General features: G+C 62.2%; 18 protein-coding genes. 12 read left to right on the forward strand and 6 right to left on the reverse strand.

Annotated features, from left to right (window positions below; translation table 11 throughout):
• Positions 1-11 precede the first annotated feature (11 nt).
• Genes AC1DD7_RS14775 through kynA form a run of 3 tightly spaced genes read right to left on the reverse strand, consistent with a single transcriptional unit; the run spans position 12 to position 3,014 of the window.
• Positions 12-875 carry a PaaX family transcriptional regulator gene (locus AC1DD7_RS14775; RefSeq protein ID WP_477515584.1) on the reverse strand — a complete coding sequence of 288 codons (864 nt, stop codon included), beginning with the start codon at positions 873-875 and terminating at the stop codon, positions 12-14.
• Positions 872-2,110 (reverse strand): kynureninase, encoded by a 1,239-nt coding sequence (locus AC1DD7_RS14780; RefSeq protein ID WP_477515585.1) that lies wholly within the window; start codon positions 2,108-2,110, stop codon positions 872-874. The genes AC1DD7_RS14775 and AC1DD7_RS14780 overlap by 4 nt, the downstream gene beginning before the upstream one ends.
• Before the next feature lie 34 nt (positions 2,111-2,144).
• Positions 2,145-3,014, reverse strand: a complete 870-nt coding sequence (kynA, locus tag AC1DD7_RS14785; RefSeq protein ID WP_477515586.1) for a tryptophan 2,3-dioxygenase — start codon at positions 3,012-3,014, stop codon at positions 2,145-2,147.
• Positions 3,015-3,145: 131 nt separating this feature from the next.
• On the opposite strand from kynA, the gene AC1DD7_RS14790 reads away from it, so the two are divergent.
• The 6 genes from AC1DD7_RS14790 (at position 3,146) to AC1DD7_RS14815 (ending at position 7,830) form a co-directional block, all read left to right on the forward strand.
• A complete protein-coding gene (locus AC1DD7_RS14790; RefSeq protein ID WP_431115178.1) occupies positions 3,146-3,652 on the forward strand; it encodes an HAD domain-containing protein in 507 nt (168 codons plus the stop codon).
• A 179-nt stretch (positions 3,653-3,831) separates the two neighbouring features.
• Complete coding sequence (locus AC1DD7_RS14795) at positions 3,832-5,037, forward strand: inorganic phosphate transporter (protein WP_431115179.1); 1,206 nt, start codon at positions 3,832-3,834, stop codon at positions 5,035-5,037.
• Positions 5,034-5,255, forward strand: coding sequence for a hypothetical protein (locus AC1DD7_RS14800; RefSeq protein ID WP_431115180.1), 222 nt, complete (start codon positions 5,034-5,036; stop codon positions 5,253-5,255). Before AC1DD7_RS14795 ends, AC1DD7_RS14800 begins: the two co-directional genes overlap by 4 nt.
• A 91-nt stretch (positions 5,256-5,346) precedes the next feature.
• Positions 5,347-6,345, forward strand: a complete 999-nt coding sequence (locus AC1DD7_RS14805; protein WP_477515587.1) for a hypothetical protein — start codon at positions 5,347-5,349, stop codon at positions 6,343-6,345.
• Positions 6,342-7,271, forward strand: coding sequence for a hypothetical protein (locus AC1DD7_RS14810; RefSeq protein WP_477515588.1), 930 nt, complete (start codon positions 6,342-6,344; stop codon positions 7,269-7,271). Before AC1DD7_RS14805 ends, AC1DD7_RS14810 begins: the two co-directional genes overlap by 4 nt.
• A 13-nt stretch (positions 7,272-7,284) precedes the next feature.
• Positions 7,285-7,830 (forward strand): dihydrofolate reductase family protein, encoded by a 546-nt coding sequence (locus AC1DD7_RS14815; protein WP_477515589.1) that lies wholly within the window; start codon positions 7,285-7,287, stop codon positions 7,828-7,830.
• A gap of 23 nt (positions 7,831-7,853) precedes the next feature.
• On the opposite strand, the gene AC1DD7_RS14820 is transcribed toward AC1DD7_RS14815, so the two are convergent.
• Positions 7,854-8,318, reverse strand: coding sequence for a hotdog fold thioesterase (locus AC1DD7_RS14820; RefSeq protein ID WP_477515590.1), 465 nt, complete (start codon positions 8,316-8,318; stop codon positions 7,854-7,856).
• A 160-nt stretch (positions 8,319-8,478) separates the two neighbouring features.
• Here AC1DD7_RS14820 and polA point away from each other — a divergent pair, with 160 nt between their 5' ends.
• The 4 genes from polA to rpsA all read left to right on the forward strand — a co-directional run bounded on the left by polA (position 8,479) and on the right by rpsA (position 15,320).
• Positions 8,479-11,121, forward strand: coding sequence for a DNA polymerase I (gene polA / locus AC1DD7_RS14825; RefSeq protein WP_477515758.1), 2,643 nt, complete (start codon positions 8,479-8,481; stop codon positions 11,119-11,121).
• Positions 11,122-11,203: 82 nt separating this feature from the next.
• The gene (locus AC1DD7_RS14830) at positions 11,204-12,544 is read left to right on the forward strand and encodes a GNAT family N-acetyltransferase (protein WP_477515591.1); all 1,341 of its coding nucleotides are present in this window, start codon (positions 11,204-11,206) and stop codon (positions 12,542-12,544) included.
• Positions 12,545-12,607: 63 nt separating this feature from the next.
• Positions 12,608-13,639: a polysaccharide deacetylase family protein gene (locus AC1DD7_RS14835; RefSeq protein WP_477515592.1), complete on the forward strand. Its 1,032-nt coding sequence runs from the start codon at positions 12,608-12,610 to the stop codon at positions 13,637-13,639.
• A gap of 205 nt (positions 13,640-13,844) precedes the next feature.
• On the forward strand, positions 13,845-15,320 hold the full coding sequence (rpsA, locus tag AC1DD7_RS14840) for a 30S ribosomal protein S1 (RefSeq protein WP_011774756.1): 1,476 nt from the start codon (positions 13,845-13,847) through the stop codon (positions 15,318-15,320).
• Positions 15,321-15,420: 100 nt separating this feature from the next.
• Here the strand turns inward: rpsA and AC1DD7_RS14845 are convergent, their stop codons facing one another.
• The gene (locus AC1DD7_RS14845) at positions 15,421-15,552 is read right to left on the reverse strand and encodes a hypothetical protein (protein WP_477515593.1); all 132 of its coding nucleotides are present in this window, start codon (positions 15,550-15,552) and stop codon (positions 15,421-15,423) included.
• Entirely contained in the window at positions 15,542-16,228 is a 687-nt protein-coding gene (locus tag AC1DD7_RS14850; protein ID WP_477515594.1) for an IMPACT family protein, read from the reverse strand. Before AC1DD7_RS14850 ends, AC1DD7_RS14845 begins: the two co-directional genes overlap by 11 nt.
• A 22-nt stretch (positions 16,229-16,250) precedes the next feature.
• Between AC1DD7_RS14850 and coaE the strand changes: the two genes are divergently transcribed.
• Both coaE and uvrB read left to right on the forward strand, forming a co-directional pair.
• Positions 16,251-17,492 (forward strand): dephospho-CoA kinase, encoded by a 1,242-nt coding sequence (coaE, locus tag AC1DD7_RS14855; RefSeq protein ID WP_477515595.1) that lies wholly within the window; start codon positions 16,251-16,253, stop codon positions 17,490-17,492.
• A 29-nt stretch (positions 17,493-17,521) separates the two neighbouring features.
• Positions 17,522-19,618: an excinuclease ABC subunit UvrB gene (gene uvrB / locus AC1DD7_RS14860; RefSeq protein WP_477515596.1), complete on the forward strand. Its 2,097-nt coding sequence runs from the start codon at positions 17,522-17,524 to the stop codon at positions 19,616-19,618.
• Positions 19,619-19,710: the final 92 nt, after the last annotated feature.

Genomic DNA, 19,710 nt, shown 5'->3' on the forward strand with positions numbered 1-19,710 from the left:
TGGCAAACCGCTCAGCGAGCAACGACCGCCAACTCGCTCCCAAGGGTGCGGCGCACGAACTCGGCACTGGGTTGTGCGTACGCGTCCATGATCCGCTTGAACAACGCTGTCCCTTCAGCCCCGGGCCAGTCTTTGGGCAGGAACGTAGCAGGCAACCCCGGGTCCAGGTACGGGATGATCCGCCAGCGATCGATGCACTGGACAAAAATGGCGAACGCCTGTGCTGTCGCCTCAACGCCCGCGCCGTCCTGCCCAGGCACTGCGGCGCCGTGCTGGCGGATGAAATCCTTGTGCAGCCCTGCCACCGAATCCAAATCCCACCAAGCGGACGCAGCGTCCTGGAGGGTGCCGCCCACCAAGGGGGTTTGCGTGACGAAGAGGGTGGCCATCCCTCGGAGTTCGAGGTCGGCGAGGATTTCCTCCACCTCGCCGCGAAGGGTATCCGGGCAGATCCACAGGCCGGCGGCCACAGTGCCACACCCAATCCAGTGGAGCCTGCGCCGTAACTGGTGGCGCTTCTCCCGCTCCGTCTCCGGAATCGAAAAGGAGACGAGGCACCACGGATCGGACGGTGACATGCTGATGGGGTTGTAAATCCTGCGGTCGCCGCGGGCCAGCATGGTGGCGGCTCCCTCGGTCAGGGTGAACCCGGGGATACCGTCGCGCGTCTCCTGAAGGACAACGTCCTTTTTCCGCAGGCGGCCCAGGGCCGTCCGGGTCACTGTGCCGGACGTGCCCAGGGCCTCCATGAGGACGACCATGTCCTTAGCCGACATCCATCCGCCGGCTTCCCGCAAGTACAGGCCGATGACTGTTCGCAGCAACGATGTGGTACTCCCGGGACGGGAGTCCATGTCGTCAAGAACGGCACTCACAGCAGTTCGGCGAGGGCGTCGCGGATAGCGGTCACTCCCAGCTCAACCTCGGCGTAGCTCGTGCTCAAGGGAGACAGGCCGATGCGCAGGCCATGCGGGGGACGGAAGTCCGGGATGACGCCCTTCTCCCACAGCCTGGCTGTGACGTCGGCAAAGAGCGGGTGGTCCACCGTGATGTGGGAGCCACGCTCGGCAGCGTCGCGGGGGCTCACGACTTCCACTCCAAGTGGCACCAGGAGCTCATCTGCCAGGGCAATCGCATACTCCGTGAGCTTAACCGACTTCTCCCGCACCGAATCCATGCCCACAGAGGCGATCAGCTCCACCATGTCCTTGATCGGCTGCATGGCAAGAACCGGAGGAGTACCCGTGATGAACCGGCGGATTCCCTCTGCGGGACGGTACGAATCCGTCATGCCGAACGGATTGTCCGCGCCCATCCAGCCCCAAATTGGCTGCTGGAGCACGTCTTGCCGTGAGGCGTTGACATATGCGAACGCGGGGGAGCCAGGACCACCGTTGAGGTACTTGTAGGTGCAGCCGACGGCCAGGTCAACGTTCCACGCATCAAGGTCCAACGGCACGGAACCTACGGAATGGCACAGGTCCCAGAGCATAAGGGCACCTGCAGCATGTACCTTGCCGGTGATTGCCTTCGCGTCTGCCAGGAACCCGGAGCGGTAAGCCACATGGCTAAGAACCACGACGGCGGTCCGCTCGCCAAGGAGCCCGTCGAGGTCCGCGGCACGGACGCCACTGGAGGGGTTGGATGCGATCCATTTGATGCTTGCCCCGCGTTCCTTGGCGATCCCTTCGATGATGAAGCGGTCCGTGGGGAAGTTATCGCGATCAATGATGATCTCGTCACGCCCCGGCTGGGAATCCACTGCTGCCCGGATCAGCTTGTACAACATGACCGAGGTGGAGTCGCCCACAGTGACCTGCCCGGGAGCCGCACCAAGGGCCACTTCGCCGATGCGGTCGCCAACGCGCGTAGGCTCATCCATCCACTGTTCGTCCCAGCCGCGGATCAGCCGGCTGCCCCAGGCGTCCTGGACAAACGACTGCAGGTTGGCAGCAGTTGCCTTCAAGGGACGCCCGAGGGAGTTGCCGTCCAGATACGAGGTGAGCTGACCGGCGTCGGGCGTGTAGAAGGCCTCACGCTGGGCGGCGAGCGGATCTGCGGCGTCCAGTTCGGCCGACGTTGGCCGTTGGGTCTGCTGAGCGGTAGTCATGGTTCCCTCCTGGGGGGTGGTGTCCGGAAGTTTGTTAGTTGCCGATCTCAGTGCGGACGGCGTAAAGCTCGGGGAAGAAGGTGAGGTCAAGGGCACGTTTGAGGAAGTCCACACCTGAGGAACCGCCGGTGCCTACCTTGAATCCGATGGTCCGCTGGACCGTGCGCAGGTGGCGGAAACGCCAGGCCTGGAAGTTGTCTTCGATGTCCACCAGGTCTTCGCACGCCTCGTACAGTCCCCATTGGGTATCGTCCGATTCGTAGATCTTCTGGAAGACGGGCACCAGATCCTTGCGGAAGGTCCACGGCTCGCTGGTGTCACGCTCAAGGATGTCTGTTGGAATGTCGTATCCGGCGCGGGCGAGCACCGCCAGGAAGGCGTCGTACAACGTGGGCTCCTCCAGCAGCCTGCTGAGCAGCGCATGTGCCTCGGGGTCGCTTTCGAAGACCCGCAGCATGCCGCGGTTCTTGTTGCCCAGCAGGAATTCAACGCCACGGTATTGGTAGGACTGGAAACCTGAGGAACTGCCCAGGAAGCCGCGGAACTGTGCATACTCGCGGGGCGTGAGCGTACCCAGGACCGACCACTGTTCGGTCATGGTGCGCTGGATGGCCTTGACGCGGGCGATGCATTTCAGGGCTTTGCCAAGGTTGTCCTGGTCGAAGAGCCTGCGGGCTTCCAGGAGCTCATGAAGGACCAGCTTGAGCCAAAGCTCACTGGTTTGGTGCTGGATGATGAACAGCAGTTCGTCGTGGTGCTCCGGCTGGCTGAGCGGATGCTGCGAGTTGAGCAGGTGGTCCAGGTCCAGATAACCGCCATAGGACATCGCATGCCGGAAATCGGTGCGCACTGAATCTTCTATGTGGCGGACACTTTGGGGGGAATGGACTGGGGGCTTTTCCATACCTTCGAGATTATCATTTCCATGACGAACGTCAAGAGAATGATTTTGGCAGCATTTTCTTCCCCTGAAGTTCTCCGCAGTACCGTACGCTGGGCTTGATACACCGGAACCTGGGGGAAGGGAGGACGGCCATGGCCTCCAACATGCCGGTTTCCATCTATTTGGACGTCGACGGCGTGGTGAACCCGTTCGGTCCCCAAGGCGTCACTGATTGGGGTGGTGAATGGAAAATCGCCGACGCCGGAATCCTTGACGTCGCGTTCGCGCCAGAGGCAGTGGCCGAACTCAACGAGCTCGCGGCTCATCCCTCCGCCCGCTTTGTATGGCTCACCACGTGGGAGCGCCTTGCCCCGGAGTTCCTCTGTCCTGCCATTGGACTGAAGGGCGAGGATTGGCCTGTGCTTTCCAGCCAAGGGTGGGACCAAAGCCCGGAATGGTGGAAACTCGGGGCGCTTCAGAAGGACCTGGCAGCGATGGGAGCTGAGCGCTTCGTGTGGCTGGACGACCAACTTGGCCAGGAGTCAGACGCCCGTTCCTGGGCCGAATACCACCAGGACCGTGTGCTTTGCATCTCACCGGATCCGCGCAAGGGACTCTCCCGCAGCGATCTTGCCGCGGTCCGGACCTTCCTCGGTTGACCGAAGCGCTGGTGCATGTTTGTCGGCTCGGTGGTTGGCACGTAGGATTCTTAAGGTTTCAAGCCCGCCGGATAGAGTGCGGCAAGTCCAGTCAGTTGAACAATGGCTGAACTATGCTGTGCATGGCAGGTATGGGGAAGTGAAACTCCTGAACGTCGACTCTGCAGATTGGGCAACAGGTGGAAATCACCTTCATGGTCGCGCTTGTCATAGCGTTGGCCCTATTCTTTGACTTCACCAACGGCTTTCACGACACAGCCAATGCGATGGCCACGCCTATCGCTACGGGGGCGATCAAACCCAAGACGGCGGTTGCCCTGGCTGCCGTGCTCAACCTTGTTGGGGCGTTCCTATCAACTGAAGTGGCAAAAACCATTTCCGGCGGACTCATCCGGGAAGGCTCGGACGGTATCCACATCACGCCGGACATCATCTTTGCCGGCCTGATGGGTGCAATCCTCTGGAACATGGTCACCTGGCTCAAGGGCCTGCCTTCCAGTTCCTCCCACGCACTGTTCGGCGGCCTCATCGGCGCCGCCGTAGTAGGTATCGGAGTGCACTCCATCAACTTTGAAACTGTGCTGCAGAAGGTGATCCTGCCGGCTGTCTTTGCACCACTCATCGCCGGCGCGGTGGCATACCTTTGCACACGCCTGGCCTACGCGCTGACTTCCCGGCATGACCCCGAAACGGGCGACAAGCTCACGCAGAAGCGCGGTGGTTTCCGGACCGGCCAGATCTTCACGTCCAGCCTCGTGGCCCTCGCGCACGGCACCAACGATGCCCAGAAGACCATGGGCATCATCACCCTGGTCCTCATCGCCGCAGGTACGCAGGCGCCGGGATCCGGTCCACAGTTCTGGGTTGTGGCCGCTTGTGCTTTGGCCATCGCCATCGGCACTTATGCCGGCGGATGGCGCATCATCCGCACCATGGGATCGGGCCTGACCGAAGTAAAGCCTGCGCAGGGCTTCTCGGCCGAGACCAGCACTGCCTCAGCCATCCTGGCTTCTTCCCATCTGGGCTTCGCGCTCTCCACCACGCAGGTCGCCTCCGGCTCGGTCATTGGCTCCGGCCTGGGCCGAAAGGGCACCTCCGTGCGCTGGGGCACTGCCGGCAAGATCGCTTTGGGTTGGCTGTTTACCCTGCCGGCGTCGGCCATCGTGGGCGCACTTACCGCGCTCCTGGTGAACATCGGCGTCGTGGGTGTGGTCATCGCCGCGGTTGTCGGTAGCTCCGCCGTCGTCTTCATGTTTGTTGCATCGCGTAAATCGCATGTCGGCCACCACAATGCAGTGGAAGTCGAAGAGGCCGGCCACGCGGTCAAGTTCAGCAAGAAAAAGAAATCCCGAAAGTCCGTCAACAACAAGGATGTGCAGCGATGAAGTGGCTGGAATTGCTTCAGGTTGCCGGCGTCACGCTCGTTGCTGCTGTGACCCTGGTGGTCCTTTACTCCCTGGGAGTACGCCTCACCGCAATTGCCGGTGACGCCCAGCAGAAGTCGCCCGGACTGGTTCGCTCCCTGGCGGCCGTATGCTTTGCCGTCTGCGGGCTCGCTGTGCTGTTCGGCATCTACTTAATCGTGCCCTACTTCGGAAAGTAACGCCTCTCTGGCAGCAAAGTCCGTTCGGGAGAATAATCAGCAGTGAAGTTACATCATTGCGTGGTCGTGATCCGGCAGATGTGGGGCTGTCATGAAGTGCCATTCCCGAAGCCATCTCATCGGACTGGCGCTGGTTCCGGTCCTGGTGCTGGCACTTTCTGCCTGCGTTCCCAACACCGCCCCACAAGGTAGTCCTTCTCCCAATCCGGCTCCGTCCGTCACCACCGCAACATCACCAGCGGTTCCCACCGCCGTCGATCCCACCGCAGGGCAGCCCGCAGGTCCGGCGGGGCCCGGAGCTCCACAAGCAGAAGCGCCGGTGCTGCGCTGGGTGCCCATTGGACCGGTAGGCCCCAACGATCCCACATCGGGTCAACGCTATCTTCTGCTGCAGCAATTCCAATGCGATGCCCTGGCCCAAAGCCTGGAAGGCGCGGAAGACGCTGCGGTCTGGCTGGCGGGCGCGGCTGTCTGCAAGGCACTGCAAAGTGGTACCCAGCAGGACTGGCAGCGGGCTTCGAACGCCGTTGCAGCAACACCGCGCATACCGCAGACCCAGTGTCTTGAGTTCACGGTGGCCGCAACGTCAGCCTCTGCGATCGCCCAACACCGCAGCAACCCGGGAGTGCCACTAAAGCCCGAGACCGCCCCGGGTGAAGCTTGCCCTCGGCACTTGAGCGGCCTCACGGTGGTAGACAACGACCTGAGGCCAGTGGCCGGCACAGCACGTGCCTCCGGCCCCCGATCAGGCGGAACTGTCGTCAGGCTGGATGGCTATTACGTCAGGGTTGCGGACATCCTGTTCGACGGCGTCCCGGCAGCCCCCGAAATAGTTGCCGGAGGAGGGGATTACGAAACGCTATACCTGAGGATGCCGCCGTCCGACGGCCGCGACTCCGTCCGCATCTCCATTACGGACACCGTGGACATCAGCGGAACAGTGACCTTCTTCTATGAAGATTCCACGCCGACCAGCACGGGCCCGGGTGGAACGCCCAAAACCCCTGGAACCCGGCCAAGCGCTGAACCCACGCAGAGCGCCCCGCCGGCCATTCCTTCTGGTGGCGCGTCCCCCACGGCAGCTCCATGAGCGTCGCCCAGGAACCCGCTGCGTCACGAGAATCCGATGCGTCACAAATAGCCGATGAGCGGAGCCTGGTCAACAGCCGCTGGCAGCGGACCCTGGACGTCCTCTCCGTTATTGGTCCGCCCCTGACCGTGGCCACGGCGTTGTTGGTCTACTTCGGCTGGGCGCGGACGGATGCCCAGGCGAAGGCCATGGGCCTGGACGTCAGCCTGTTTGGTTATACCGTGCAGGACTTTATCCTGCGGAGTATCCAGTCGCTCTTTCAGCCGTTGGCCTGGCTAGTGGTGATCGGGTTGTTGTGGCTCATGGTGGACCGGCTCGTTTCCCGGCTCCTGGGCGCCGCACGCTACCGGACGCTCCTGCGAAGGGCCGCCCTGGTGGTGCTGGTTCTTGGCTTCGCCTACGCGGCGGTGATGTGGGTGGCGATCGTGACCCAGCCGGGACGGATCCTGCTCTACGCACCCTTCCTCATCGCCGCCGGCCTGCTGGTGGGGGCATGGGGGCTGAGTGTGCGTCGCCGGGCCACTGATCCCGCCCAACGAGTACTCCGCGCCACCAGTCCGCGCTCGCTCGAAAGATCCCTTGTGTTCGTCCTGGTCACCCTGCTGCTGTTCTGGGGAACCTCCGATTACGCGCAAGCCCTTGGGCGGGGCGCGGCCATCGATTACCAGGAAAGATCCAGCCTGCTGCCAACAGCCGTGGTGTACAGCAAGGAGCGGTTGGCCGTGACAGCGCCCAACGTCCATGAGGACTCCGCTGGTACAGACGCTGAGCCGCTGTACCGGTATACGGGCCTGCGGCTGCTGGTGGTCAGCGGAGGAAGGATCTTCCTGCTCAACGATGGATGGACGCTTGCCCAGGGCCGGGTGGTGGTACTCCGCGATGATGGCAGTGTCCGTGTGGAGTATGGGAACGCCAGCGCCAACTGACTAGTCTGGGGCCATGTCGATCTTCCAGTACTACGTGGCGTCCACCGTTGACGGTTTCATTGCTTCTGAGGATGACGATCTCGGCTGGCTCCTGCAATTCGACCAGGTTGAAGGCGTGAGCGGCAGCTATGAGTCCTTCTTCGCAGGTGTGGGTTGTATCGCGATGGGCGGCGAGACCTACCGTTGGCTCATGGAGCACGAGCCCGGCAAGTGGCCGTACCCGGACACCCCCTGTTGGGTGTTCACGCATCATGAATATTCAGCTCCGGCCGGTTCCAACGTCACGTTCGTCCGTGGGGACGTGAGCGAGTTCGCACCGGATCTCCTCGCCGACGCCGGAGACAAGAACGTCTGGCTGGTGGGCGGCGGGGACCTCGTGGCCCAGTTCGCCAACGCCGGCTTGCTCCACGAGATGATCGTCACCATCATCCCCGTTGTACTGGGCGCCGGTAAGCGGCTGCTGCCGCTCAAGGGCCCGACGGCGCCACTTGAGTTGCTCTCCTCGCGCATCCTTGGCGGGGCCGCGGCTGAACTGCATTACCGCATGCCGCCGCAGTAACTGTTTTGGCCGTAGCTGGTTGATCAGTGGCGGTTGGTCCGGATCATGTTGGTAATCCGGGCAGTTGAAAGCCTCCGGCCTTTTTCATCGGTGATAACGATCTCGTGGGTGGCCAAGGTCCCGCCCAGGTGGATGGCGGTACACGTGCCGGTTACCGTTCCGCTGGCAATCGAGCGGTGATGCGTCGCTCCGACTTCGATTCCCACGGCGTGCCGACCCCTGCCGGCGTGAAGCGAGGCAGCAAATGAACCCAGGGTTTCGGCGAGGACCACGTGGGCTCCGCCGTGAAGGATGCCGGCTACTTGCGTGTTCCCTTCCACTGGCATGGTTGCCACAGTTCGTTCGGCACTGAGTTCGGTAAACCGAATACCCATTTTCACCACAAGGGAGCCAACGCCGTGCCCGGAAAGCCAATCATGGAACTCTTCGGGCACACCTGCCTCGTTGAGTTCGTCGACAAACCGGTTCGGCGTGAAATTGTCCATCATGCCAACTAGGCTGGCACCTGTGAGTGAAACAACCAAACCGGACCAGGTTCCAACGGCCCAAGCTGCTGCCATTGCAACAGCACCCACCCCGTCTTCCACCGCTTCATCCAGCACCACGGGGGAGGGCCGGCCCAGGTTGCTGGTCCTGGATGGCCATTCCATGGCATTCCGGGCCTTCTACGCCCTTCCTGCTGAAAACTTCTCTACTGCCAGAGGCCAGTACACCAACGCCGTGCACGGGTTCACCTCCATGCTGATCAACCTGATCAAGGACCAGAAGCCCACGCACGTCGCCGTCGCGTTTGATGTCTCTGACGACACCACGTTCCGCAAGGCCGAGTACAGCGAGTACAAGGGTGGCCGCAACGCGACGCCCACGGAGTTCCAAGGCCAGATCGCGCTGATCGCGAGGGTCATGGAGGCATGGGGTATCAAGACCATTGCGCTGCCCGGTTACGAGGCTGATGACATCCTGGCCACCCTTGCTGCCCAGGCGGACGCCGCCGGCTTTGAGGTCCTCCTGGTCTCGGGGGATAGGGACTCCTTCCAGCTCATCAATGACAATGTGTTTGTGCTCTATCCCAAACAGGGCGTGAGCAACATCCCCAAGCTGGATGCCGCCGCCATTGAAGAGAAGTACTTCGTCAAGCCCGCCCTGTATTCGGACCTCGCGGCCTTGGTGGGCGAATCCGCGGACAACCTTCCGGGCGTACCGGGCGTGGGGCCAAAGACTGCCGCCAAGTGGATCAACCTCTACGGTGGCCTGGAGGGCATCCTGGAGAACCTGGACGCCATCGGTGGCAAGGTGGGCGGAGCCCTCAAGGAGAACCTTGAGAACGTCAAACGGAACCGGAGGCTGAACCAGCTCCTGACAGACCTCGAACTGCCCGTCAGGCTGGAGGACCTCCACGAGCCGCGCCCCGACCGGCAGGCCATCGAGGAACTGTTTGAGGAGCTGGAATTCCGTACCCTGCGCGCCCGGTTGTTCGATCTCTACGGCGACGACACCACCGGTGCTGCCCCGGACACCATCGAAGCCCCCGAGTTTGCCACCATCAAGGACGCCGCTGAGCTGGAGGCCTTCTTCAGTGCCGGTTCCGGCACACGTGCCGCGATAGCCATCCAGCCGGTCCAGGGCCGTATAGGCGAGGATGCCAGCGCGTTGGCTGTGGTCCGGAACAATGGCGCTGCCTTTATCGACCTCACGGAGTTGGATTCAGCAGCCGAATCAGTGCTGGCGCGTTGGCTGCGGGACCCCGAAGAAGCCAAAGTAGTACATGAGTTCAAAGCTGCACTCAAGGCACTGCACAACCGAGGCCTGGGCCTGGAAGGCGTTGTGGATGACACGTCGATTTCCGGATACCTGATCCAGCCGGACCGCCGCAGCTACGACCTCCCGGAGCTCGCCCAAGTCCACCTCAAGATCTCCTTGGGCGTTGTGACCGCATCCGCCGGGCAGTTGGAGCTGGACCTCACGGGAGGCAGCGACCAAGCCGCGGCCGCAGCGCTCGTCCAGCAGGCCGCCGTCGTGCATGCCCTCAGCAAGCACTTCGAAACGGAACTTGCCGGTATCAAGGCCGACGCCCTGCTGACCACGCTGGAGCTTCCGGTGTCCCGCGTCCTGGCGCAGATGGAACTGACCGGTATCTACGTCTCCACGGACCGCATGGACGAACAGCTTGCGGACCTTACCAAGGTGATCGAGAACGCCCAGGAACAGGCGTTTGCGGCAATCGGGCATGAGGTAAACCTGGGATCACCCAAGCAGCTCCAGACTGTCCTCTTCGAGGAACTTGGGCTTCCCAAGACCAAGAAGATCAAATCCGGCTACACCACCGACGCCGCATCCCTGAAGGGCTTGCTGGAAAAGACCGGCCACGAATTCCTGGTGCAGCTCATGGCACACCGCGAATCCTCAAAGCTCGCCCAGATGGTGGAAACCCTCAAGAAATCCGTGGCGGAGGATGGACGTATTCACACCACCTACGCTCAGAACATTGCTGCTACGGGCCGGATCTCCTCGAACAACCCCAACCTGCAGAACATCCCGGTGCGCAGCGAGGAAGGACGCCGGGTCCGTGGGATCTTCGTGGTCAGCGAAGGGTATGAATGCCTGCTGTCCGCTGACTACTCACAGATCGAAATGCGCATCATGGCCCACCTCTCCGGTGACGAGGCACTGATCCAGGCATACAGGGACGGCGAGGACCTGCACCGTTTCGTGGGCTCGCGGATCTTTAACGTCCCTCCTGCCGAAGTCACAAGCGCGATGCGTTCCAAGGTGAAGGCCATGTCCTATGGCCTCGCTTACGGGCTGACCTCGTTTGGCCTCTCAAAGCAGCTGGAGATTTCCGTGGACGAGGCCAGGACCCTGATGAAGGACTACTTCGATCGTTTCGGCGGTGTGCGTGACTACCTCAGGGGCGTTGTGGACCAGGCGAGGGTGGACGGTTACACAGCCACCATTGAAGGTCGCCGCCGTTACCTCCCTGACCTCACCAGCACCAATCGCCAGGCCCGTGAAGCAGCCGAGCGCATTGCCCTGAACTCGCCCATCCAGGGTTCCGCCGCCGACCTCATCAAGCGCGCAATGCTGGGCGTGTCGGCCGAACTTGCAAGCCAGGGCTTGAAATCGCGGATGCTTCTCCAGGTCCATGATGAACTCGTCCTCGAGGTGGCACCGGGAGAGCGCGACGCGGTCGAAAAACTGGTAGTGGAGCAAATGGGGTCTGCTGCTGAGCTGTCAGTCCCGTTGGACGTTCAGCTCGGCGTAGGTTCCAGTTGGTACGAGGCCGGCCACTAGCCGCCGTAAGTTCCGAAGTTTCGCCGGAGGGCGCGCCGCCTCGATGGTGGCGCGCCCTCCGGCGTCTGGCTAGGCTCGGGGCGTGGCTGATCCCAATGAAAGTTATTCCGAAACGAACTCCCCCGAGAAATATGCCGATAAATACAGGGTTCAACAATTCCCTGCAGTAGCTGATCGTGAGGACCCTGCCTACTCCCGCTGTGCCGCATGGGTCCAGGCGGTCTCGCACGGCTTCCACCAGCACAGGCGCGACGACGACTACATCGCCAGGACCCTGGGGGCTTACCGCGCGGACCACCGCGAATTGACCGGGGTGTACATCAACGGTGACGTTCCCGAGCACGCTCTGGGTGCGGAGGTCCCGGTGGCAACGTACGGCACGATGCGAAAATCCCTGAACATCGGGTTTGGCAGACAACTTGAATCAAACCTGGTGACCAACGTGACCGTCCGTGGAACGCACCGGCGCAAAGGGCTGCTCCGGGGCATGATCACCGCTGACCTTGCGGGCGCAAAGGACGATGATCTCGCCATGGCAGCGCTGACCGCCTCAGAGGGTTCCATCTACGGCCGCTTCGGTTTTGGCGTGGCTACATTTGAACGCAGCATCAAGGTCGATACGGGTCCTCGTTTCCGTCTCAAGGGGCCGGCGACGGGAACGGTAGAGGTGGCGGATCCTGCCGTGCTCCTGGACGTTGCGCCGCAGGTCTTCGGCCACGTCCAGCGGGCGACTCCTGGCTCAGTGGACCGTCAGGAGTACTATCGCTTGCTGGCTTCCGGAGCGATCGGTCATGACGGGAAGCCGGACACTGCTGTCAGAAGCGCCCTGCACTACAACGCCTCCGGGACCCCGGACGGCTACGTTTCCTATCGTTTCAAGGGCTGGGATGCCAGGCCCTACACCATGGAAATTGTGGACCTCGTTGCTGGTACCAATGCGGCTTATCTCGATCTCTGGCGCTTCCTTGGGAGCATTGATCTCATTGACCAGGTGACCTGGTCCGAGGCGCCCGTGGATGATCCGTTGACGTGGGCCCTGGAAGATCCCAGGTGCATAGACTCCTCGGACGTGCGGGACATGTTGTGGCTACGGATCCTGGACGTTCCGGCAGCGCTGTCCGCCCGCCGGTACCCGGTTGCCGGAAAGCTCGTCATGGAAGTCTCGGATACGCTTGGTATGGCTGGTGGCACGTGGGCGTTGGAGTCCGACGGCGGTGCTACCGCGGCCGTCACCGAGGCATCCGGCCAGGAACCCGATCTGTGCATGGATGCCGCCGATCTCGCGTCCATCTATCTTGGTGCTGTGTCCCCAGTGACGCTCACTGCTGCCGGGCGGATGAGTGAATGCAAGCCAGGTGCCGCGTTCGCAGCCCAGCAGCTTTTCGCTGTGGAACGGCCGGCACACTGTCTCACCCACTTCTAGAAAAAGCTCCTGCAAGCAGCACCTTCACAAATAAACTCCAATACTCAATAGACAAGGACATCCATGGGGGATTCCAAGCGGCGGCCGTTGGCCGGCCGGCGTTCAGTGCTGCTTGGGATGGCGGGGCTGGCAACTACAGCCCTGGCGGCTTGCGCGGACAACGGGAGGGCGCTCCCGGACGCCGCTGCACCAAGGCAGACGGCCCCTGTTACTCCACCAAACGGGCTCGGGGCCGGCCCTGCGACGCCACCGCCCTCCATCGCCGCGCTGTCCAGCGAGCAGGCTACTGCTGCCCTCGCCGCCAAACCCGGCAGCGGTGAGGGAGGAAACGGCGACACAGGCGACCAGACTCCAGTGCCGCCGTCGAGCGCTTCCGCATCGCCAGCCGCAATCCCGGGCAAGCCGCAGATCCTGGCAGAATTTGGACCCTTGCGGCCGCAGGAGTGGGGCCTTCACGTTACGGGTGTGGTGAACAATTCTGCCTCCCGGCATGTGGCCCTCACGTTCGATGCCTGCGGCGGTCCCGGCGGAACCGGCTGTGACCACAAACTGCTGAAGTCCCTTCGCAGCCTCAACGTCCCGGCCACACTATTCATCAACAGCCGTTGGATTACGGCGAACAGGTCACTTGCCGCGGAACTGGCCTCCGACCCCCTGTTCGAGCTCGCGAACCATGGCACGCTTCACCTGCCCTTGTCAGTGAATGGCAAGTCCGCCTACGGCATTGCCGGAACGGCAAACCCCGCGGCAGTGTACGAGGAATTGATGGGCAACCAAGCCCTCATGCACGAGTTGACCAGTGTTTCCCCGCGCTTCTTCCGGCCAGGAACGGCGTTCTACGACGAAGTCGCTGCAAGCATGACCCGCAGGCTCGGGATGCTGCCGGTCAACTTCACGGTAAACGGCGACGGCGGGGCCACCTTTGCTCCGGCTACCGTCGCCGGAGAACTGGCCAAGGCAGCGGCGGGAGACATCGTCATCTCGCACTTCAACAGGCCGGGCGCGGGAACCGCAGAGGGTTATGCGAGGGCTTTGCCTCGCTTGCTGGACCGCGGGGTTACGTTCGCGCGGCTCGGAGACGTCCTGCCTGTGTGAAGGCCTTCTCTGGTCCTGCCGGGGTCCTTTTGACCCTGCTTTGCAGATACGACTAGAATAAACGGGCGTGTACTACGTGCATGCGTCCATTTTGTATTAATCCACAAATCAGGATGACCCGGTATTTTGCCGTGTTCTGCCGTCCGGACCCGGGCGGCAGCGGTTTGCCTGACCGACACACTATCCACAACGGAGCCCCTACTACATGACCATCACCTCCACCGAGAAGCCCGGTACCCCCGTAGTCGCCATTAACGACATCGGTACCGCTGAGGACTTCCTCGCAGCTGTCGACGCCACCATCAAGTACTTCAACGACGGTGACCTCGTCGAAGGTACCGTCGTCAAGGTCGACCGCGACGAAGTCCTGCTCGACATCGGTTACAAGACCGAAGGTGTCATCCCTTCCCGCGAGCTTTCCATCAAGCACGACGTTGACCCCGGCGATGTTGTTGCCGTTGGCGATCAGGTCGAAGCTTTGGTTCTCACCAAGGAAGACAAAGAAGGCCGTCTGATCCTCTCCAAGAAGCGTGCTCAGTACGAGCGCGCCTGGGGCGACATCGAGAAGGTCAAGGAAGAAGACGGCGTCGTTACCGGTACCGTCATCGAGGTTGTCAAGGGTGGCCTCATCCTGGACATCGGCCTGCGCGGCTTCCTGCCCGCATCCCTCGTCGAGATGCGTCGTGTCCGCGACCTCGCTCCGTACATCGGTCAGCAGATCGAAGCCAAGATCATCGAGCTGGACAAGAACCGCAACAACGTTGTGCTGTCCCGCCGTGCATGGCTCGAGCAGACCCAGTCCGAGGTCCGCTCCACGTTCCTCAACAAGCTGGAAAAGGGCCAGGTTCGTCCCGGCGTCGTTTCCTCCATCGTCAACTTCGGTGCATTCGTGGACCTTGGCGGCGTAGACGGCCTCGTTCACGTTTCCGAGCTGTCCTGGAAGCACATCGACCACCCGTCCGAGGTTGTCGAGGTTGGCCAGGAAGTCACCGTCGAGGTCCTCGAAGTGGATCTGGACCGCGAGCGTGTCTCCCTGTCGCTCAAGGCTACGCAGGAAGACCCGTGGCAGACCTTCGCCCGCACCCACGCCCTCGGCCAGGTTGTTCCGGGTAAGGTCACCAAGCTGGTTCCGTTCGGTGCGTTCGTTCGCGTCGAAGACGGCATCGAAGGCCTCGTTCACATCTCCGAGCTGGCTGTCCGCCACGTTGAACTCGCCGAGCAGGTTGTCTCCGTTGGCGACGAACTGTTCGTCAAGGTCATCGACATCGACCTCGAGCGTCGTCGCATCTCCCTCTCCCTCAAGCAGGCTAACGAGGGCGTTGACGCTGACAGCACCGAGTTCGATCCCGCTCTGTACGGTATGGCCGCTGAGTACGACGAAGAGGGCAACTACAAGTACCCCGAGGGCTTCGACCCCGAGTCGAACGAATGGCTCGAAGGCTACGAGACCCAGCGCGCCGCTTGGGAGCAGCAGTACGCTGACGCCCAGACCCGTTGGGAAGCCCACAAGAAGCAGGTTGCACAGCACGCTGCTGACGACGCTGCCGCTGCAACGTCCGGTGAGAGCGATTCCGGCACAACCAGCTACTCCTCGGAGCCGGCTGCTGCTGAGTCCAACGCCGGCACCCTGGCGTCCGACGAAGCTCTCGCAGCACTGCGCGAGAAGCTGACCGGCAACTAATTCCGCCACCCCCTCACGGGATGCGCTGAATAGCCAAAGAAGGACCCCTGCCATGCGGCAGGGGTCCTTCTGCTTAAGCTGTGTGACCAGAGACGGGCTATCAGAGCGCCAGGTGCGCCCTGACCTCATCGGCGCTGGCATGCGACAGCGCAACGGAAAGCAATTCCTTGAGCATTTCCTCGTCAACGTGGGCCAGTGCCACCTGGGGTTCCACCGTTGATTCAGGGCACATCGATCCACTCCGTTCCCTGCGGACTCAGTCTGCCCGTGCCAGCAGTGAGGGCCGCTACACGGGAATGCGCGTCCGCGATGGCGTCGCTGTTGTCCGCCAGCGCGACCCGGAGGACTGTGTGCCTGGCTTCATAACTGGTGTTCGCCATGACAAAGCCGGATCCGCGGAGTTCGTTCTCCAACCGTCCGGCATCCGCGTGCGGCACCTCGATGTCGCAAAGCCGCAGCCGCCGACGCTGCACCAGGGGTGCCAGTTCCAAAGCGGCAGATACCGATTCGGAATAGGCGCGGACCAGTCCACCGGCGCCCAGGAGGATTCCACCGAAATAGCGGACGACGACGGCACTCACGTCACTGAGATCCGTCACCCCGGGTGCTGTCTCACGCTTGAGCAGTGCCTCCAGCATGGGGATACCCGCCGTGCCTGACGGTTCGCCGTCGTCACTGGAACGTTGAATCATCCTGTCCGGACCCACAACGAAAGCCGAACAGTGATGCCGTGCGTCATGGAACTCGCGTCGCAGCGCAGCCACCAGTGAGCGTGCAGTATCTTCCTCCGGCGAGCGGCGGAGGACGGTGATGAAGCGTGAACGCCGGATCTCCAGTTCGTGTCGGAAATCCGGACCTTCAGCGAGCGTTGTGTAACTGGTTGCACGGCTGTCATCCTCAATTTCCACCGCTTCAGTCTAGTGTGGAGGGGTGTTGAAGATCGGGCTGACGGGCGGCATCGCCTCAGGAAAATCGCTGGTGGCGGCCAGGTTGCAAGAGTTGGGCGCCCTGCTCATTGATGCTGACCTCATCGCCAGGCAGGTCGTGGAGCCTGGAACTCCGGGCCTTGCCCGTGTTGTGGAGGCTTTCGGGCCGGGGATCCTGGACCCTGAGGGGAAACTGGACCGTCCCGCCCTTGGCGCCATAGTTTTCCAGGATCCCTCGCGGCGGGAAGTACTCAATGGCATCATCCATCCGTTGGTCCGCGAGTCAGCAGCGGCAATCGTCGCCGAAGCCGCGGATGAGGACATTCTGGTCCAGGACATTCCCCTTTTGGTTGAGACAGGGCAGGGGAGCGCCTTCCATCTGGTCATTGTGGTGGATGCCCCCGATGAGGTGCGGATCCAACGGATGGTGAGTCTTCGCGGAATGAGCCTGGAGGACGCCCGTTCCCGAATGGCGGCCCAAGCCAGCCAGGAGGCACGAAACGCTGCAGCGGACATCGTCCTGGACAATTCCGGCAGCCGGGAGGAACTGCTCGCCACAGTGGATGCCTTATGGTTTGGGCGACTGGTGCCTTTCGCGGACAGTTGCCGGCGGGGTGTTCGTGCCAGGCGGACAGAAGGTGCTGTCCTCTCCTCCTCCAGAAAGGACTGGGGCCTGCAAGCGGCCCGGCTCTCCTCGCGCATCCAGGCGGCAGCACCGGAGGACATCCTTGCCGTGGACCATATTGGGTCAACGTCCGTGCCCGGATTGGCCGCCAAGGATGTCATAGACCTGCAAGTGACTGTTGCCGACCTTGAGGTGGCGGATCGCATTGCACCGCGTCTGGCCGCAGCAGGATACCCACGTGTTCCCGGCGTTTTCGCTGACACCCCGAAGCCGTCGGAACCTGATCCAGCCCAATGGCAGAAGCGCTTCCATGCCAACGCGGATCCGGGACGCCCGACGAACCTGCATGTGCGCGTTGCCGGCTCGCCCGGCTGGAGATACGCCCTGCTGTTCCGTGACTGGTTGAGGGCGGAACCTTCTGCCGTTGCCCTGTATGAGGCGCACAAGCGCCAGCTTGCTGCACAGCATGCCACTGACCCCGGCACCGCTGCCTACGCCGATGCCAAAGAACCCTGGTTCACGGATGTGGCCTGGCCGCTGATGGATGAGTGGGCAAGCCGCACCGGCTGGCAACCGCCGTCGTATTCTTCCGTTGCAGCGGGACATAAATCCGGACAATAACTGTCGGGGTGCGGGGGTAGATTGGTGTCATGAGTCTTGCCCAGGAGATCAACCGTGTCGTCGCGCCCTTCGAAGTCGTCAGCGATTACAAACCCGCCGGCGACCAGCCTGCAGCCATTGCGGAACTGACAGAACGCATCAACAACGGCGAGAAGGATGTCGTCCTTCTCGGCGCTACTGGTACGGGCAAGAGCGCCACCACAGCCTGGCTTATTGAGCAGGTGCAGCGTCCCACGCTGGTCATGGTTCAAAACAAGACCCTGGCAGCCCAGCTGGCCAACGAGTTCAGGGAACTCCTGCCCAACAATGCAGTGGAGTACTTCGTCTCGTACTACGACTACTACCAGCCGGAAGCGTACGTACCCCAGACGGACACCTTCATCGAAAAGGACTCCTCGGTCAATGAGGAAGTCGAGCGACTTCGGCACTCGGCCACCAACGCGCTGCTGACCCGGCGCGACGTCATCGTAGTAGCCACAGTCTCCTGTATCTACGGCCTGGGAACACCCGAAGAGTACATCGCGGGCATGGTGACGCTCACCAAGGGCGCCGAAATGAACCGGGATCACCTCCTTCGCAAGTTCGTTTCCATGCAGTACGCGCGCAATGACATGGACTTCCACCGGGGCACCTTCCGCGTCCGTGGTGACACTGTAGAGATCATTCCCATGTACGAGGAACTCGCACTCAGAATCGAATTTTTCGGCGACGAAATCGAGAACATCTACACGCTGCATCCGGTCACCGGCGAGGTTATCCGCGAGGAAACCGAGATGTACGTCTTCCCGGCTTCCCACTATGTGGCCGGCCCGGAACGAATGGGCCGTGCGATCACAGCCATTGAAGATGAACTCGCCGAACGCCTGAAGGTACTGGAGAGCCAGAACAAGCTGGTGGAAGCCCAGCGCCTGCGGATGCGGACCACCTACGATCTCGAAATGATGCAGCAGATGGGTTTCTGCAACGGCATCGAGAATTACTCCCGGCACATCGACGGCCGGGCAGGCGGTACCGCACCGCACTGCCTGCTGGACTACTTCCCTGACGACTTCCTCCTGGTCATCGACGAATCCCACGTCACCGTCCCACAGATTGGCGCGATGTACGAAGGGGACATGTCCCGCAAGCGCACACTGGTGGACCACGGGTTCCGGCTGCCCTCCGCCATGGACAACAGGCCTTTGAAGTGGGACGAGTTCCTTGAACGCATCGGCCAGACCGTTTACTTGTCGGCCACGCCCGGCAAGTACGAGCTCGGGAAGGCAGACGGCACTGTCCAGCAGATCATCCGGCCCACTGGACTCATCGATCCCGAGGTGATCGTGAAGCCCACCAAGGGCCAGATCGATGATCTCCTGGGCGAAATCCGCCAACGCACTGAACGGGATGAACGCGTCCTGGTCACCACCTTGACCAAGCGGATGGCCGAAGACCTCACGGACTACCTCCTGGGCCACGGCGTCAAAGTCCAGTACCTCCACTCCGACGTCGATACTCTTCGCCGGGTTGAGCTGCTGCGCGAGCTCAGGATGGGTGTCTTTGACGTCCTGGTCGGCATCAACCTCCTGCGTGAAGGCCTGGACCTGCCTGAAGTCTCGCTGGTCAGCATCCTGGATGCGGACAAGGAAGGCTTCCTCCGTTCCTCTACGTCCCTCATCCAGACGATTGGCCGCGCCGCCCGAAACGTGTCCGGCCAGGTCCACATGTACGCGGACAGGATCACGGACTCCATGGCCCACGCCATCGAGGAAACCAACCGGCGTCGCGCCATCCAGGTCAAGTACAACACCGACAACGGCGTTGACCCCCAGCCGCTTCGGAAGAAGATCGCTGATATCACGGACCAGCTGGCACGGGAAGATGCCGATACCCAGGAGCTCCTGAACAACAACAGGCTGGCCAAGGGAGCCAAACGCGCCTCGGGCAGCAAGGGTGCAGCCACCGTCCGGAAGGACGGGCTGGCCGCGGCTCCCGCGGAGGACCTGGTTGGCCTCATCGAACAACTCACGGAACAGATGCACGGGGCCGCTGCCGAGCTGCAGTTCGAGGTCGCCGCCCGAATCCGTGACGAAGTGGGGGAGTTGAAGCGGGAATTGCGTCAAATGCAGTCCGCAGGGCACGCCTAAGGTAAGGTTATGGTCACGTAGGGGAGTATCCCAAGCGCTACGTCCGTCAGCACGCAAGGCACAGATGCCTCGCCGGACTTAGTGGGCCGCTG

The organism is Paenarthrobacter sp. 10L412, from assembly GCF_056395565.1.

Coding starts and splice junctions, on each gene's coding strand:
- AC1DD7_RS14800 (WP_431115180.1), top strand. CDS start 5,034: ATGAAGTGGCTGGAATTGCTTCAGGTTGCCGGCGTCACGCTCGTTGCT.
- AC1DD7_RS14815 (WP_477515589.1), top strand. CDS start 7,285: ATGTCGATCTTCCAGTACTACGTGGCGTCCACCGTTGACGGTTTCATT.
- AC1DD7_RS14835 (WP_477515592.1), top strand. CDS start 12,608: ATGGGGGATTCCAAGCGGCGGCCGTTGGCCGGCCGGCGTTCAGTGCTG.
- AC1DD7_RS14820 (WP_477515590.1), bottom strand. CDS start 8,318: ATGATGGACAATTTCACGCCGAACCGGTTTGTCGACGAACTCAACGAG.
- AC1DD7_RS14790 (WP_431115178.1), top strand. CDS start 3,146: ATGGCCTCCAACATGCCGGTTTCCATCTATTTGGACGTCGACGGCGTG.
- AC1DD7_RS14845 (WP_477515593.1), bottom strand. CDS start 15,552: ATGTGCCCTGAATCAACGGTGGAACCCCAGGTGGCACTGGCCCACGTT.
- uvrB (WP_477515596.1), top strand. CDS start 17,522: ATGAGTCTTGCCCAGGAGATCAACCGTGTCGTCGCGCCCTTCGAAGTC.
- polA (WP_477515758.1), top strand. CDS start 8,479: ATGGCATTCCGGGCCTTCTACGCCCTTCCTGCTGAAAACTTCTCTACT.
- AC1DD7_RS14805 (WP_477515587.1), top strand. CDS start 5,347: ATGAAGTGCCATTCCCGAAGCCATCTCATCGGACTGGCGCTGGTTCCG.
- kynA (WP_477515586.1), bottom strand. CDS start 3,014: ATGGAAAAGCCCCCAGTCCATTCCCCCCAAAGTGTCCGCCACATAGAA.
- rpsA (WP_011774756.1), top strand. CDS start 13,845: ATGACCATCACCTCCACCGAGAAGCCCGGTACCCCCGTAGTCGCCATT.
- AC1DD7_RS14780 (WP_477515585.1), bottom strand. CDS start 2,110: ATGACTACCGCTCAGCAGACCCAACGGCCAACGTCGGCCGAACTGGAC.
- AC1DD7_RS14810 (WP_477515588.1), top strand. CDS start 6,342: ATGAGCGTCGCCCAGGAACCCGCTGCGTCACGAGAATCCGATGCGTCA.